At 46.9% G+C, this 14,327-nt stretch carries 14 protein-coding genes, 1 tRNA gene and 1 riboswitch; all 15 genes read left to right on the plus strand.

The features are described from left to right. Positions 1-175: riboswitch (Lysine riboswitch) on the plus strand. A gap of 103 nt (positions 176-278) precedes the next feature. The 15 genes from BBI11_RS06795 (at position 279) to clpX (ending at position 14,317) form a co-directional block, all read left to right on the plus strand. Then, positions 279-1,505, plus strand: a complete 1,227-nt coding sequence (locus tag BBI11_RS06795; protein WP_068461756.1) for an aspartate kinase — start codon at positions 279-281, stop codon at positions 1,503-1,505. A gap of 382 nt (positions 1,506-1,887) precedes the next feature. After that, on the plus strand, positions 1,888-2,499 hold the full coding sequence (locus BBI11_RS06800; RefSeq protein WP_068461759.1) for a succinate dehydrogenase cytochrome b558 subunit: 612 nt from the start codon (positions 1,888-1,890) through the stop codon (positions 2,497-2,499). Positions 2,500-2,544: 45 nt separating this feature from the next. Then, positions 2,545-4,293 (plus strand): succinate dehydrogenase flavoprotein subunit, encoded by a 1,749-nt coding sequence (sdhA, locus tag BBI11_RS06805; protein WP_068461761.1) that lies wholly within the window; start codon positions 2,545-2,547, stop codon positions 4,291-4,293. A gap of 25 nt (positions 4,294-4,318) precedes the next feature. Next, entirely contained in the window at positions 4,319-5,089 is a 771-nt protein-coding gene (gene sdhB / locus BBI11_RS06810; protein WP_068461764.1) for a succinate dehydrogenase iron-sulfur subunit, read from the plus strand. A 132-nt stretch (positions 5,090-5,221) separates the two neighbouring features. After that, positions 5,222-5,695, plus strand: a complete 474-nt coding sequence (locus BBI11_RS06815) for an acyl-CoA thioesterase (protein WP_068461765.1) — start codon at positions 5,222-5,224, stop codon at positions 5,693-5,695. A gap of 68 nt (positions 5,696-5,763) precedes the next feature. Continuing rightward, entirely contained in the window at positions 5,764-6,216 is a 453-nt protein-coding gene (locus tag BBI11_RS06820; protein WP_068461767.1) for a MarR family winged helix-turn-helix transcriptional regulator, read from the plus strand. A 10-nt stretch (positions 6,217-6,226) separates the two neighbouring features. Beyond that, positions 6,227-7,036, plus strand: a complete 810-nt coding sequence (gene racE, locus BBI11_RS06825; RefSeq protein WP_068461769.1) for a glutamate racemase — start codon at positions 6,227-6,229, stop codon at positions 7,034-7,036. Between the two features lie 76 nt (positions 7,037-7,112). Further along, positions 7,113-7,862, plus strand: a complete 750-nt coding sequence (rph, locus tag BBI11_RS06830) for a ribonuclease PH (RefSeq protein WP_068461771.1) — start codon at positions 7,113-7,115, stop codon at positions 7,860-7,862. Continuing rightward, positions 7,859-8,452 (plus strand): XTP/dITP diphosphatase, encoded by a 594-nt coding sequence (locus BBI11_RS06835; protein ID WP_068461773.1) that lies wholly within the window; start codon positions 7,859-7,861, stop codon positions 8,450-8,452. The genes rph and BBI11_RS06835 overlap by 4 nt, the downstream gene beginning before the upstream one ends. Before the next feature lie 370 nt (positions 8,453-8,822). Next, positions 8,823-8,896 (plus strand) — tRNA-Arg (locus BBI11_RS06840). Positions 8,897-9,093: 197 nt separating this feature from the next. After that, positions 9,094-9,657 carry a YdcF family protein gene (locus tag BBI11_RS06845; RefSeq protein ID WP_237150328.1) on the plus strand — a complete coding sequence of 188 codons (564 nt, stop codon included), beginning with the start codon at positions 9,094-9,096 and terminating at the stop codon, positions 9,655-9,657. 100 nt (positions 9,658-9,757) lie between these two features. Beyond that, a complete protein-coding gene (locus BBI11_RS06850) occupies positions 9,758-10,192 on the plus strand; it encodes an OsmC family protein (RefSeq protein WP_068461777.1) in 435 nt (144 codons plus the stop codon). A 64-nt stretch (positions 10,193-10,256) separates the two neighbouring features. Next, positions 10,257-11,237: a tetratricopeptide repeat protein gene (locus tag BBI11_RS06855; RefSeq protein WP_068461778.1), complete on the plus strand. Its 981-nt coding sequence runs from the start codon at positions 10,257-10,259 to the stop codon at positions 11,235-11,237. A 103-nt stretch (positions 11,238-11,340) separates the two neighbouring features. Then, complete coding sequence (tig, locus tag BBI11_RS06860) at positions 11,341-12,642, plus strand: trigger factor (RefSeq protein WP_068461780.1); 1,302 nt, start codon at positions 11,341-11,343, stop codon at positions 12,640-12,642. 406 nt (positions 12,643-13,048) lie between these two features. Further along, on the plus strand, positions 13,049-14,317 hold the full coding sequence (gene clpX / locus BBI11_RS06865; RefSeq protein WP_068461782.1) for an ATP-dependent protease ATP-binding subunit ClpX: 1,269 nt from the start codon (positions 13,049-13,051) through the stop codon (positions 14,315-14,317). Positions 14,318-14,327 lie beyond the last annotated feature (10 nt).

Consider the following 14,327-nt stretch of genomic DNA (forward strand, 5'->3'; position numbering starts at 1 on the left):
AGTGATGATAGAGGAGCGGACGTCAAGAGTAAGCATTCCGAGATTTGCAGAATCTGCGAAGGATGCCGAAAGGGACGCCCGCCGAAGTTTACGTCGCACTGCTTGCGCGTATGCTGGTTCTGCATTTAAGAAATGCAGGGCTGTCAGAGTTTAACTCTGGAGGGCTATCTCACATGGACGTTTGAAATCGTACATGAGAAGAGAGGTAGCTTGCCGGGCATTCGGCGAGTTGCCTCTTTTTTGTTGAGGGCCACTTATCTTAAGTGGGAGTGGAGAGAATGACAACAATCGTAATGAAATTTGGAGGGACGTCTGTGGCGTCACCTGACAAAATCGTAGGCGTCGCAAAACGCGCCATCCGTGAAAAACAACAAGGCAAACGCGTCGTCATCGTCGTTTCCGCGATGGGCAAGACGACTGACACGCTGCTAGGCCTGGCGGGAGAGATTTCTGCTGAGCCGCCAAAGCGTGAAATGGACATGTTATTGGCAACTGGCGAACAAGTAACCATTTCGCTATTAGCGATGGCCTTTAAGCAGCTTGGCCATGATGCATTAAGCTTTACCGGGTGGCAGGCGGGAATCGAGACGGAATCGGTTCCGCGCAATGCGCGCATCGAAACCATCCACACTGAGCGTTTGGAAGAAGCGCTTGACCTGGGCTTGTTCTGCGTGGTCGCAGGGTTCCAAGGCGTCGATAAGAGCGGCAATATCACAACACTCGGCCGCGGTGGCTCCGATACAACTGCTGTGGCGCTTGCCGGCGCACTAGGCGCGGAAAAATGTGAGATTTATACGGACGTTGACGGAGTTTATACATCCGATCCCCGTTATGTCACAGGCGCCCGCAAGCTCGAACAGATTTCATATGACGAAATGCTTGAACTGGCGAATTTGGGTGCGGGTGTACTTCATCCGCGCGCCGTGGAATTTGCTAAGAACAATCAAGTGCCCCTTTCTGTACGGGCCAGCTACTCGGATGAACCGGGGACTATCATTCAAGAGGTGATCACTGTGGAAAAAAATCTAATCGTGCGCGGTGTAGCATTTGAAAAAGACATCGCCCGCATTACTGTTAGTTACACGAAGCCGTTTAACGGGTCGCTCGCCAATATTTTCACGATCTTAGCGGATCATTTGATCGATGTCGATATTATTGTACAGAGCATTAGCGAAGAGTTCCCGCCATCTGTTTCGTTCTCCATCAAAGAAGACAGCCTGGCAGAAGCGCAGCGCGTGTTGTCGGAAGCGCAAGAGCATATCGGCTATAACGCCATCGATATCGAAACCGGCTTGGCGAAAGTATCCATCGTCGGCTCTGGAATGGTATCGAATCCAGGTGTCGCGGCGAAAATGTTCGACATTCTTCGCACGCAGGATGTGCCAGTGAAAATGGTCAGCACTTCAGAAATCAAAGTCTCTGTTGTCGTGCCGGCAAGCAAAATGGAGAGCTCAGCGAATGCGCTTCACGACGCATATGAACTAACGCCAGCCTCTGTCACATAAGCGAAAAGCCCAGCCGAGCTGGGCTTTTTTCTGTTACTGATTGATTGTGTAAAGATTCACATTTTGTTCAAATTTGAAATCATGTCGCAGTGGTCCTATACGAGCTTATAAATACTCGAAACGGATGCCTGTATCTCGGCTGTTTCGAAATAAAAATATAGCTTTTCATGAATTCTTTCCTATTTACTATTTGCAAAAGACCCCTTAAACCCTAGATAGGAAGCGCTTAAAAACGCTCCCTTGCCTTGACGCTCCTAGAGGGGGGGAGTACAATAAATATGTCATATTCTTGTACATGATGCTTACAGTGACGTGAAGATATTTTCCTGATATAGGGAAATGTTTACGTTGCCAACAAATGTTTTTGAGGGGGGTAAAATTTTTGGATAACAATCGTGAATTTTTAATGCGCAGGCTGCACTCTTTACTCGGGGTCATTCCAATCGGATTGTTCTTGACGCAGCATTTGATCGTCAACCATTTCGCTACGCAAGGCGTGGAAGCGTTTAACCAAGCTGCCCACTTCATGGCAAATCTTCCATTCGTCATTTTCCTGGAGATTTTCGTCATCTACTTGCCGCTAATGTATCATGCTTTCTACGGATTATACATAGCGTTCACGGCGAAAAACAACCCGGGACATTACAGCTACATGCGCAACATGTTGTTTGTTGCACAGCGCTACACCGGGGTTTTCCTAGTGGTCTTTATCGCATGGCACATTTTTGAGACAAGGTTCCAAGTGGCGATTGGCGCAGGTGAAGCAGATTTCAACATGATGGAAAACATCTTGTCGAATCCGTTGATGTTTGCGTTTTATGTTGTCGGTGTCTTGTCTGCAACGTTCCACTTTGCGAACGGATTGTGGTCTTTCTTTGTAACGTGGGGAATCACGGTTTCAGCGAAAGCACAGCGCTACTCAACTTATTTCACACTTCTAGTCTTTATTGTATTATCGATCATTGGTATCAGAGCATTGTTTGCATTCATTTAAGAATGTCCTAAACATTGGTGAATTAAAAGAGGAGTGAACACTACAATGGCGAAAGGCAAAATTTCTATCGTCGGTGGGGGACTAGCTGGCTTAATGGCAGCGATCAAAGTTGCCGAAGCAGGAGCACCTGCCGATCTATTTTCCATCGTTCCCGTTAAACGGTCTCACTCTGTGTGCGCACAGGGCGGCATTAACGGAGCGGTGAATACAAAAGGTGAAGGGGATTCCCCAGCAATTCACTTGGACGACACCGTTTACGGCGGTGACTTCCTAGCGAACCAAAGACCGGTTAAAGCGATGGCCGATGCAGCACCTGGCATCATCCGCCTGCTTGACCGCATGGGCGTCATGTTCAACCGTACACCAGAAGGCTTGCTCGATTTCCGTCGTTTCGGCGGGACGATGCACCACAGAACAGCATTTGCCGGCGCAACGACTGGCCAACAATTGCTTTATGCACTTGATGAGCAAGTCCGCCGCTATGAAGTAGCAGGACTCATCACGAAGTATGAAGGTTGGGAATTCCTTGGCCTCGTTATCGATGATGAAGGCGCATCAAAAGGAATCACGGCACAGAACTTGACGTCAATGGAGATCAAATCGTTCCGTTCAGACGCTGTTATTATGGCGACTGGCGGACCTGGGATTATCTTCGGAAAATCCACAAACTCAGTCATCAACACAGGTTCTGCTGCATCAATCGTTTATCAACAAGGCGCTTATTATGCAAACGGCGAATTCATTCAAATCCACCCTACAGCGATTCCTGGCGACGACAAGCTCCGCTTAATGTCAGAATCTGCACGCGGTGAAGGCGGACGGATTTGGACGTATAAAGATGGCAAGCCTTGGTACTTCCTAGAAGAAAAGTATCCGGCTTACGGAAACTTGGTTCCTCGTGACATCGCGACACGCGAAATCTTCGACGTGTGCGTTAACCAAAAGCTCGGCATCAACGGCGAGAACATGGTGTACTTGGACCTTTCCCATAAAGATTCGAAAGAACTCGACATCAAATTGGGCGGCATCATTGAAATTTACGAGAAATTCACAGGCGACGATCCACGCAAAGTACCGATGAAAATCTTCCCGGCTGTCCACTATTCAATGGGCGGACTATGGGTTGACGATCATCAGATGACGAACATCCCTGGCGTTTTGGCAGCAGGAGAATGTGATTATTCCCAGCATGGTGCAAACCGTCTCGGAGCCAATTCACTCCTGTCAGCTATTTACGGCGGCATGGTTGCTGGGCCGAATGCTCTTGACTATGTCAAAGGCTTGGAAGTTCTTGCAGAAGACTTGCCAAACGACATTTACGACAAGCATGAAGCTGAAGAACAGCGTAAATGGGATGAAATTCTTGCGCTTGACGGAACAGAAAATGCTTACGTCCTGCACAAGGAACTAGGCGAATGGATGACGGACAACGTGACGGTCGTGCGCTATAATGACCGCCTCGAAGAAACAGACCGCAAAATCCAGGAGCTGCTTGAACGCTTTAACCATATCAGCATGACGGACACGCAACTTTGGAGCAACCAAGGGGCAATGTTTACTCGCCAGCTGAAAAATATGCTACATTTAGCACGTGTCATCACCATTGGGGCATTAAAGCGCAACGAAAGCCGCGGCGCTCATTACAAACCGGAATTCCCGGAACGTAATGATGAGGAATTCCTGAAGACGACTATGGCGAAGTTCAATGGCTACGAAGCGCCTATCTTCCATTATGAAGAAGTCGACACTGGCTTGATCCCGCCACGCAAACGCGACTATTCCGCGAAAGCATAGCATTATAGAAGGGAGCTAATTCACTATGGGTGAAGCAGCAAAAACGGTTATTTTCGAAATCGAACGCCAAAACTCCACAGACGAAAGTTCGTACTGGGAAAAGTTCGAATTGCCATATCGTGCCAACATGAACGTCATTTCTGCGTTGATGGAAATTCGACGCAACCCGGTCAATATGGACGGGAAGAAAACAACTCCAGTCAACTGGGACATGAACTGCCTTGAGGAAGTTTGTGGGGCTTGTTCTATGGTCATTAATGGCAAAGCACGCCAGTCATGTACGGCACTTGTCGACCAATTGGAACAACCAATCCGTCTTCAGCCGATGAGCACATTCCCGGTCGTCCGCGATTTGATCGTAGACCGCAGCCGCATGTTCGATTCATTGAAGAAAGTCAAAGCGTGGGTGCCAATCGATGGTACGCATGATCTTGGCGAAGGTCCACGTATGCCTGAACGCAAACGCCAATGGGCTTATGAATTGTCTAAATGTATGACGTGCGGTGTATGCTTAGAAGCCTGCCCGAACGTTAACGATAAATCTGACTTTATCGGCGCGGCGCCTCTTTCTCAAGTACGTTTGATGAACGCGCACCCAACAGGCTCCATGAACCGTGATGAGCGTTTGAACGCGATCATGGGCGAAGGCGGCCTTGCGGATTGCGGTAACTCACAAAACTGTGTGGAATCTTGCCCGAAAGGCATTCCATTGACAACATCAATCGCAGCTTTGAACCGCGATGTCAGCATCCAAATGTTCCGTAATTTCTTCGGAAGCGATCATATGGTCGACTAATCCAAACTCCGCCTTTATGGCGGAGTTTTTTTGTATCAATGGAAAATCGATGAGCTTGGCTGAAACAGATGTCCTTTGCGCTAGTTTTTGCTATACTATCAAGATGACAAGCGTTTTACAGGGGGAACTGAAATGACAGCGGCATACATAGAAGATTTCGATCAATGGCAGCAAGGATTTAGTTTTTATGCACCGGTCCATGTTCGTTTTTCAGAAACGGACATGTTCGGGCATGTCAATAACACAGTGCCGATTGCTTATTTTGAGTACGCACGAATCGAGTTCATGAAAGAAGTCGGTTTGATGCAGGCTTGGCTTTCAAAAAACAGCGATTTAATACCTGTCGTAGCAGATATGCAAGTCGATTTTGTCAGCCAAGTGTTTTTCGATGAGCAATTGAAAGTGTTCGTAAAAGTAGAGTCAATTGGAAACTCGTCCGCCGATATACATTATTGGGCAGTAAATGACAAGCATGAAACTTGTTTCACCGGCAGAGGCGCCATTGTCCAAATCTCGAAAGCAAGCGGCAAAGGGCATCCGTGGAGCGATCAAGATAAGGCAATGTTGCGAAATGGAAGCCTGACTTCCGCCGGCAATAAAAACTAGCCGTGCCTGACGGATTCAAAAACTTTACGATGAAACAAATACCAGTAGCTAGGGAGTGAGCCAAGCCAATGACCGAAGACAACTTAAACCATCGCCACGATTTAGAGCATGTGGCATTTATGGAAAAGGAATTGCGTTATATATCAGGAATCATCAAGCAAAAAGGCCGTGAAATCCTCAATTCGTATACCATCACGCCGCCACAATTCGTGGCATTGCAATGGCTATTCGAGCACGGCGATATGACCATCGGCGATTTGTCGAACAAAATGTTTCTGGCGTTCAGCACCACGACTGATTTGGTCGACCGAATGGAGAAAAATGACTTGGTCGTACGTATTCGCGAGGAACAAGATCGCCGCGTCGTACGTATTAAGTTATTAAAAGAAGGCGAACGGATTATCGAAGAAGTAATCAAGAAACGCCAAGGTTATTTAGAAGCAGTGCTGGATGACTTCAGTGAAGAAGAAGTCGAGCAATTTTCAAGTTTGTTGGAGAAAATGCATATCAACATGAAATAGGAGCGGGGCTATGACATCGAATGCGCCAATCGGAGTAATTGATTCAGGCGTCGGCGGGTTAACCGTCGCCAAAGAAATCATGAAACTTCTACCTAATGAAAAAATTTGTTACATCGGCGATAATGCCCGCTGCCCGTATGGCCCGCGCCCTCTTGCGGAAGTTCGGCGCTATACGTGGCAAATGGCAGAAGCGCTCATGAAAATGAATATTAAAATGCTCGTCATCGCGTGCAACACAGCGACCGCTGCAGCGCTCAATTCCTTGCAAAAAAAATTACCGATTCCAGTCATCGGCGTCATTTTTCCGGGAGCGCGTGCAGCGATCAAGTCATCTTCGACTAAAAAAATTGCTGTTCTCGGCACTTCAGGGACCGTCAAAAGTGGGGCGTATGAAAAAGCGATCAAGTCGCTCGTTTCTGCGTCTGACGTCATCCAATTGGCATGTCCGCGTTTTGTTCCGCTTGTGGAAAGTGATGAGTATGAAGGGGAGTTTGCCCGCCGCATGGTAGCGGAGACTTTATCGGCGATTAAATCAAAGGAGTTCGATACCGCTATCCTTGGCTGCACCCATTATCCATTATTGCAGGGCTTTATTGAAGAAGAGCTTGGCAGTACGGTGACGGTTTTGTCATCAGCGCAGGAAACTGCGAAAGATGTAGCTCGTCATTTGAGTTTCGCGGACAAATTTGCGGATCGCCGCAAACCACCTGTCCATCAGTTTTATACATCCGGTTCGACAGCGATTTTCCGTACGATTATCAAAAAATGGCTCGCCATTGAAAATCCGTGCATCCATTCAATCCAGTTCCCGAAACCCTGACGGCATAGCCTCCGGGTTTTTGTCGTCAAAGAAGAATTATGGTAAGATTTTTTGAGTACATGAGGAGGATTCACTAATGATGAGAATTGATAATAGACAAGCAAACGAACTGCGTCCAGTAGAAGTGGAAACGGATTATTTAATCCACCCCGAGGGCTCGGTCTTGATTACAGTCGGCCAAACCAAGGTTATTTGCACGGCGACCATTGAATCGCGCGTTCCGGGCTTTTTGAGAGGACAAGGCAAAGGATGGGTCACGGCGGAGTATTCTATGCTGCCACGCGCCACCAACAGCCGCAACCAGCGCGAAGCGACACGCGGCAAGCTCGGCGGCCGTACGATGGAAATCCAACGCCTGATCGGCCGGTCTTTACGCGCTGTCGTGGATCTAGAAAGAATCGGTGAACGCACGCTATGGATCGACTGCGATGTCATCCAAGCAGATGGCGGAACACGCACAGCTTCCATAACCGGTGCTTTCATCGCCATGACCATCGCGCTTGGCAAATTGGATGTGCCGGTATTCCCGGTGACGGATTATTTAGCAGCGACAAGCGTTGGCATCAACAGCGACAAGCAAGCCATCCTGGACTTGAACTATGAAGAGGATTCAACAGCAGACGTCGACATGAACTTGGTCATGACGGGATCGGGTGAATTTGTTGAAATGCAAGGAACTGGAGAAGAAGCGACCTTCAGCCGCAAAGAATTGAACGAAATGCTTGATCTCGGTGAAGCGGGAATCCAGCAATTGATTCAAATCCAGAAATCGGCGATTGGGGAATTGTCTTCGCGGATCGGCGAAAAGGCGGAATCTACCCTATGAAGAAGATCGTCATTGCCACACAGAACAAAGGAAAAGCAAAAGACTTCGAAACTTTGCTATCTCCACTGGGTTATGAAGTATTGACCTTGCGGGACGTCGCAAAAGACCTCGATATCGAGGAAACCGGCACGACCTTTGAAGCCAACGCTATCTTAAAAGCAGAAGGTGTTGCCAAGGAACTCGGCATTCCGGTCATTGCCGATGATAGCGGGCTCGAGATTGATGCATTAGACGGAGAGCCAGGGGTCTATTCTGCACGCTATGCAGGAGGCGACAAGAGCGACGAGGCCAATATCGAGAAAGTGTTGGAGAAGCTGTCTGATGTACCCGATGGCGAGCGTACAGCGCGCTTTCGCTGCGTCTTAGCGGTTGCGGCGCCCGGAGAACAAACACAAACATTCGCTGGTGCGTGTGAAGGCGAGATCCTGCGTTTGCGCAGAGGCGAACACGGTTTTGGCTACGACCCGATTTTCTACGTTCCTGTCCAGGAGCGTGCCATGGCGGAACTTGAACCTGCAGAAAAAGCTACCATCTCCCATCGCGGACAAGCTTTGCGTAAGCTCAGCGAAGCGATGCCAGAGTGGCTATAGTTTTTCCAATGAAACTATAAGTAATTGGGCATTCTAAAGATATGGAACAAAATAGCGTAGGAAAACATGCTGCTCAACAGTGTAATACACTGCTTCGCAAAGACTTGAACTCGCAAGCATCGTTCAAGTCTTGTCTGCGGGATAGCGAGACAGATGAGACCCTGCAAACGAATAAGCGAAGCATGGCTTAGCTTGTTCGTTTGCGATGCTTGAGTCTCGCGAGAGTAGAGCAGGGGTTTTAAAGCTATTTTGTGTAATATCGTTACGAGAAGAACTATAATTTATACTTTATGAGATATTTTTTTGAAATAGCATTGACTTTTCCTCAGATGATTTCTATAATTAAAATTGTCTTTCGTGAGGAAGTCATGTCTCAGTAGCTCAGCTGGATAGAGCAACGCCCTTCTAAGGCGTCGGTCGGGGGTTCGAATCCCTCCTGGGACGTCCTAAAACCTTGTTTTCCCCATTCGGGAAAGCAAGGTTTTTTTATTGCCGTAAACCGATTGTGAAGAAATGATGGACATTTGATTTTTCACTGTTTATTTGCGCGCCATATCGTATAATGGAAAAAGATAGAGAAAAAACAGACCTAAAGGTGGAAATCATACGTGTTCAGAAACAATTGGAAGCGGATTTTGCTTGTGCTATCACTAATACAAACGATATTGATTGCGGCAACGGCAACGAGCATTTGGACATTCGCTGGCGAATCGGAATTATTGGAAGCCGATGCGGCGATCGTGCTTGGCACAAAAGTCATCGGTAATGAGCCTTCACCGGTGTTGGAGCAGCGCATAAAGCACGCCATTGATTTATATGAAGCGGGCTATGTAGAAAAAATCATTTTTACAGGCGGCACGACGGACGGAGCGGCTATTGCCGAGTCAGAGGTGAGCCGGGATTTCGCTATCCGCCATCATATCCCTGAAGAAGATATATTGATCGAAACCCAATCGCTCATCACTGAAGAGAATTTTCTCTTTGCCGGTGAAGTAGCTGAAGAAAATGGCTTATCGAGCTTTCTCGTTGTCAGTGACCCCCTGCATATGAAACGGGCCTTGCTTATGGCCGAACACGCTGGAATCGATGCACATTCCTCGCCGACACCGTCGACCGAGTTCAAGGGGTTTACGAACATTGCGCCGTTCTTCGCCCGTGAAGTCGTTTGTTATATGGCGTATGTGGCGGTACACGCCGTCATTTAGGAAAACTGCCCAAATAGACGGGCAGTTTTTTTTGTTTAACAGATGAACGCACAGGCTCTGAGTGATACACTGATAAAAAGCTGTGAGGGGTGTATTGTCTATGGAAACTGATCAACTAAAGCTCAGCACGAAATGGCAAGGGAATTTTGTATTTGAAGCTGCGGGTCAAGGCGGACACACGCTACGGATGGATGCTCATCAGGGAGTCGGGAACGACCAAGGGTTGCTCCCGATGCAGGCGCTGCTCGGCTCTCTTGCTGGATGCGTCGGCATGGACGTCGTGATGATTTTGCGTGCCAAAATGACAGAGATACGCTCTATCGAAATCGTCACGGAAGGAGTTAAGCGTAGAAGTCTGCCGAAGGAATTTTTGGCGGTTACGGTAACTTTTATTGTAGAAGGTGATATTGATGTGGATAAAGTCTGGCATGCCATCGAAGTGAGCGGGGAGAAATATTGCCCGGTCGCACATTCATTAAAAGCAGACGTCACTTACAAACTGGTTTTGAACGGCGAAGAGGCTGGCGCAAAATAGCGCCGGCTTTCGTTTTCACAGCGTATTTCCCTATGGTATGATGAATGGACAAAGAGGTGGTAGGATGCGGAAGAAATTTGGGGATTTGAAGCGTAAGGGCAATGTTATTGTTTTTCCGACAACGGTCACACGGCTTTTATCGGAAGGGATGACCAGTTTAAAGAATGAGCAATATGCTGATGCGCGCGATAAATTATACCAAGTGCTCGTTTACGAACCAGAAAATGCAGCGGCGCTTGGCGGATACGCATATAGCTTGTATGAGCTAAGTGAATTCGAGGAAGCGCTTGAAGTGGTGCAGGAATTGCTGCGCATTGGCCCGATCCATTATTTGGAGACGATGGAGCTATACATAAGTATTTTAATGCAAGTGAAAGAATTCGAAGAAGCCGAGAAGATGATCGAGGTACTTATCGAAGAAAATGTTTTGCCGAAAGAACGCTTGGAGCAATTTCATCAACTCCGCGATCTGAACGAACGGATTGCCGAAAGTGCAGCTACTGCACAAAAAGAAACAGGCCAGTTCAGCCTGGAGCAGTTTTTGTCGCTCAGCGCATCTGAGCAAGAACAACGCGTGACCGAATTGCCAAAAGAGGCCTATGGTGCGATGAAAAAGCAGTTAATCAAGCTGATTGGTCATCCGGAAGTGGATTGGGTAGCAAAATCCTATTTACTGCTCATGCTCCGAGAACAGCAAATCAGCGGAACGGTGAGCGTGAGTAAATTCCATTATGCAAAGGAACTGTCGATTGAAGAATTGCCTGAGCCTTTAAAAGACGCACGGCTTCTTGGGATTCGCAAGCGGTTAGAAGAGGCGCTGGAGAAAGAACCGGCCAAACTACAAATGGTGATGGAATTGGTCGACCGCCACATCTATCTATTGTATCCGTTTTTTTGGGAAGAGTTTGAGGAAGCAGAAATCGCTGAAGCCTACCACGCCTACCTCGATAGTTTATTTAGTGGAGAAGCGGAAGCAAAAGCCGATCCAAAATTGTTGGAGTGGCTAATGCAGGCCGAAACATACATAGAATTGCGCAATGGGTAGAAATAGTTGAACCTGCTCACATGTATGATATAATGTGGAGGTTGTCAAAAATCGTACAAATATCGTACATGACTTTGTAAAAAAATGTTTGGAGGGCTTATACATGTCAGCAAAATGGGAAAAGCAAGAAGGTAATGTCGGAGTTCTTACAGTAGAAGTACCGGCTGAAGAAGTAAACGGCGCGCTTGATAAAGCGTTCAAAAAAGTCGTTAAAGAAATTAACGTACCAGGATTCCGTAAAGGGAAAATGCCACGCCAAATGTTCGAAAAACGTTTCGGTGTAGAATCTCTTTATCAGGATGCACTTGATTTCATCCTACCAGACGCTTACGCGAACGCAGTCGAAGAAGCAGGCATCAACCCGGTTGACCGCCCTGAAATCGACATCGAAAAATTGGAAAAGAACGAGCCATTGGTTTTCACTGCTAAAGTAATCGTGAAACCTGAAGTAGAACTTGGCGAATACAAAGGGCTTGAAGTTTCTAAAGAAGACACTAACGTGACGGATGAAGAAATCGAAGCTCAATTGAAAGAAAGCCAAGAACGTATGGCTGAATTGACTGTTAAAGAAGACGGACAAGTTGAAAACGGCGATACAGCTGTCATCGATTTCGAAGGATTTGTAGACGGCGAAGCGTTTGAAGGCGGAGCAGGCAATGACTACTCCCTAGAAATCGGTTCAAACTCATTCATCCCAGGCTTCGAAGAGCAATTGGTCGGCGCTAAAACAGGCGAGCAAAAAGACGTTGAAGTTACTTTCCCTGAAGAGTACCACGCTGAAGAGCTTGCTGGAAAATCAGCAACGTTCAAAGTAACGGTAAACGAAGTGAAAGCAAAAGAATTGCCTGAACTTAACGACGAGTTTGCTAAAGAACTTGACGAAGAAGTCGAAGGCCTTGATGCACTTCGCGCAAAAATGAAAGAAAACTTGAAAGCGGAGAAAGAAAACGCTTCTGAAACACAAATGCGTGATCAGCTTGTACAAAAAGCGGCAGAAAACGCAACAGTTGAAATCCCGCAAGCAATGATCGATTCTGAAATCGACCGCATGATGCAAGACTTCGAGCAACGCCTTAGCCAACAAGGCATGAACAAGGAATTGTACTTCCAGTTCTCAGGCCAAGACGAAGATGCACTTCGCGAGCAAATGACTGCTGACGCTGAAACACGTGTACGCGTATCATTGACGCTTGAAGCGATCGCGAAAGCGGAAAACATGGAAGTCACTTCTGAAGACATCGACAAAGAGCTTGAGAAAATGGCTGGCCAATTCAACATGGACGCTGAACAAATCAAAACAGCTCTAGGCGGCACTGAAATGCTTGAGAACGACATCCGTATGCAAAACACGGTTGAGTTCCTTGTAGAGAACGCTAAAGTTTCTGACGCAAAAGCTGCAGAATAACACATAAGATTTCCAATAAAACAAGGTGCGGCAACCGCACCTTGTTTTCTATACATAACGGCAAACAAAAATGGGATGGCTTATGCCAGATCATAAGTGATTAACACTTATGATGAGTCTATATCAGCCGTAATACTACGAAGACTCCCGCGGGATAGCGAGACAGACGAGACCCCGCAAGAAGCATAGCTTCTGAGGAGGCTTGGCGCTCGCCCGCAGGAAAGCGTAGTAGTTTTACGGCGATTTTACCAGATGAAAAGGTTTGGTTTTCTAAACAACTGAGTTAGGACACTGCTGACAAATTCACGTTCCTACATAATAAAGGCAGTTTCTTTGGCATAGTTCTAATTAGTTGATACAATCAAAATAATCTTGTAACATAATGGCTTGAATAGGGGTGACTACATTGTTCAAATTTAACGATGAAAAAGAGCATTTAAAATGTTCATTTTGCGGTAAGCCGCAGGAACAGGTTCGTAAACTGGTCGCAGGGCCAGGTGTATATATTTGCGACGAATGTATCGAACTTTGCACAGAAATCGTAGAAGAAGAACTCGGCACGGAAGAAGAAACTGAGTTCAAAGAAGTACCAAAACCAAAAGAAATCATGGATATCCTTGGTGGCTATGTAATCGGCCAAGACAAGGCGAAAAAATCCTTGGCAGTAGCAGTTTATAACCATTACAAACGGGTCAATTCGCAAAGCAAAATCGATGACGTTGAACTATCGAAATCGAATATTGTGTTGATTGGACCAACAGGTAGCGGGAAAACTTTGCTTGCGCAAACACTCGCACGCATCCTGAACGTACCATTTGCCATTGCAGATGCCACTTCACTTACTGAAGCTGGATATGTCGGGGAAGATGTCGAGAACATCTTGCTTAAATTGATCCAAGCTGCAGATTATGATGTGGACCGTGCAGAAAAAGGCATCATTTATATCGATGAAATCGATAAAGTGGCGCGTAAATTCGAGAACCCGTCGATTACACGTGACGTTTCTGGCGAAGGCGTACAGCAAGCCTTGCTGAAAATCCTGGAAGGCACAACAGCAAGCGTTCCCCCGCAAGGCGGACGCAAGCATCCTCATCAGGAATTCATCCAAATCGATACGACGAATGTCTTGTTCATCGTAGGCGGTGCGTTTGACGGAGTCGATCAAATCATCAAACGCCGTCTCGGCAATAAGATCATTGGCTTCGGCGCAGACCCGAACAAAGAAGAAATGGATGAGAAATCGCTTCTTAGCCAATTGATTCCAGAGGACTTGTTGAAATTCGGCTTGATCCCAGAATTTATCGGCCGTCTGCCAGTGCTCGCAAGTCTTGAGCAATTGGACGAAAATGCACTTGTGCAAATTCTGACAGAGCCGAAAAATGCACTTATCAAGCAATATCAGAAGATGATGGAACTTGATGGCGTGACATTGACATTCGAACACGATGCACTGATCGAAATTTCCCGCCTCGCGATCGAGCGGAAAACAGGCGCACGTGGATTGCGCTCAATCATCGAAAACATCATGCTTGACGTCATGTATGATTTGCCGTCCCGTGAAGATATCGTCGAGTGCATTATCACGAAAGAAACAGTGACGGAGAACTCGCAACCGAAACTGATGTTAGAAGATGGCACTGAGTACGATAGCAATAACGAAAAAACATCTGCTTAATTGCTTAGTG

The organism is Planococcus maritimus, from assembly GCF_001687625.2.
Classification (GTDB): Bacteria; Bacillota; Bacilli; order Bacillales_A; family Planococcaceae; genus Planococcus; species Planococcus maritimus.

Excerpts from the sequence above, each read along its gene's own strand:
- sdhB (WP_068461764.1), top strand. The coding sequence starts at position 4,319 with ATGGGTGAAGCAGCAAAAACGGTTATTTTCGAAATCGAACGCCAAAAC.
- BBI11_RS06850 (WP_068461777.1), top strand. The coding sequence starts at position 9,758 with ATGGAAACTGATCAACTAAAGCTCAGCACGAAATGGCAAGGGAATTTT.
- sdhA (WP_068461761.1), top strand. The coding sequence starts at position 2,545 with ATGGCGAAAGGCAAAATTTCTATCGTCGGTGGGGGACTAGCTGGCTTA.
- tig (WP_068461780.1), top strand. The coding sequence starts at position 11,341 with ATGTCAGCAAAATGGGAAAAGCAAGAAGGTAATGTCGGAGTTCTTACA.
- BBI11_RS06815 (WP_068461765.1), top strand. The coding sequence starts at position 5,222 with ATGACAGCGGCATACATAGAAGATTTCGATCAATGGCAGCAAGGATTT.
- racE (WP_068461769.1), top strand. The coding sequence starts at position 6,227 with ATGACATCGAATGCGCCAATCGGAGTAATTGATTCAGGCGTCGGCGGG.
- rph (WP_068461771.1), top strand. The coding sequence starts at position 7,113 with ATGATGAGAATTGATAATAGACAAGCAAACGAACTGCGTCCAGTAGAA.
- BBI11_RS06835 (WP_068461773.1), top strand. The coding sequence starts at position 7,859 with ATGAAGAAGATCGTCATTGCCACACAGAACAAAGGAAAAGCAAAAGAC.
- BBI11_RS06795 (WP_068461756.1), top strand. The coding sequence starts at position 279 with ATGACAACAATCGTAATGAAATTTGGAGGGACGTCTGTGGCGTCACCT.
- BBI11_RS06855 (WP_068461778.1), top strand. The coding sequence starts at position 10,257 with ATGCGGAAGAAATTTGGGGATTTGAAGCGTAAGGGCAATGTTATTGTT.
- BBI11_RS06820 (WP_068461767.1), top strand. The coding sequence starts at position 5,764 with ATGACCGAAGACAACTTAAACCATCGCCACGATTTAGAGCATGTGGCA.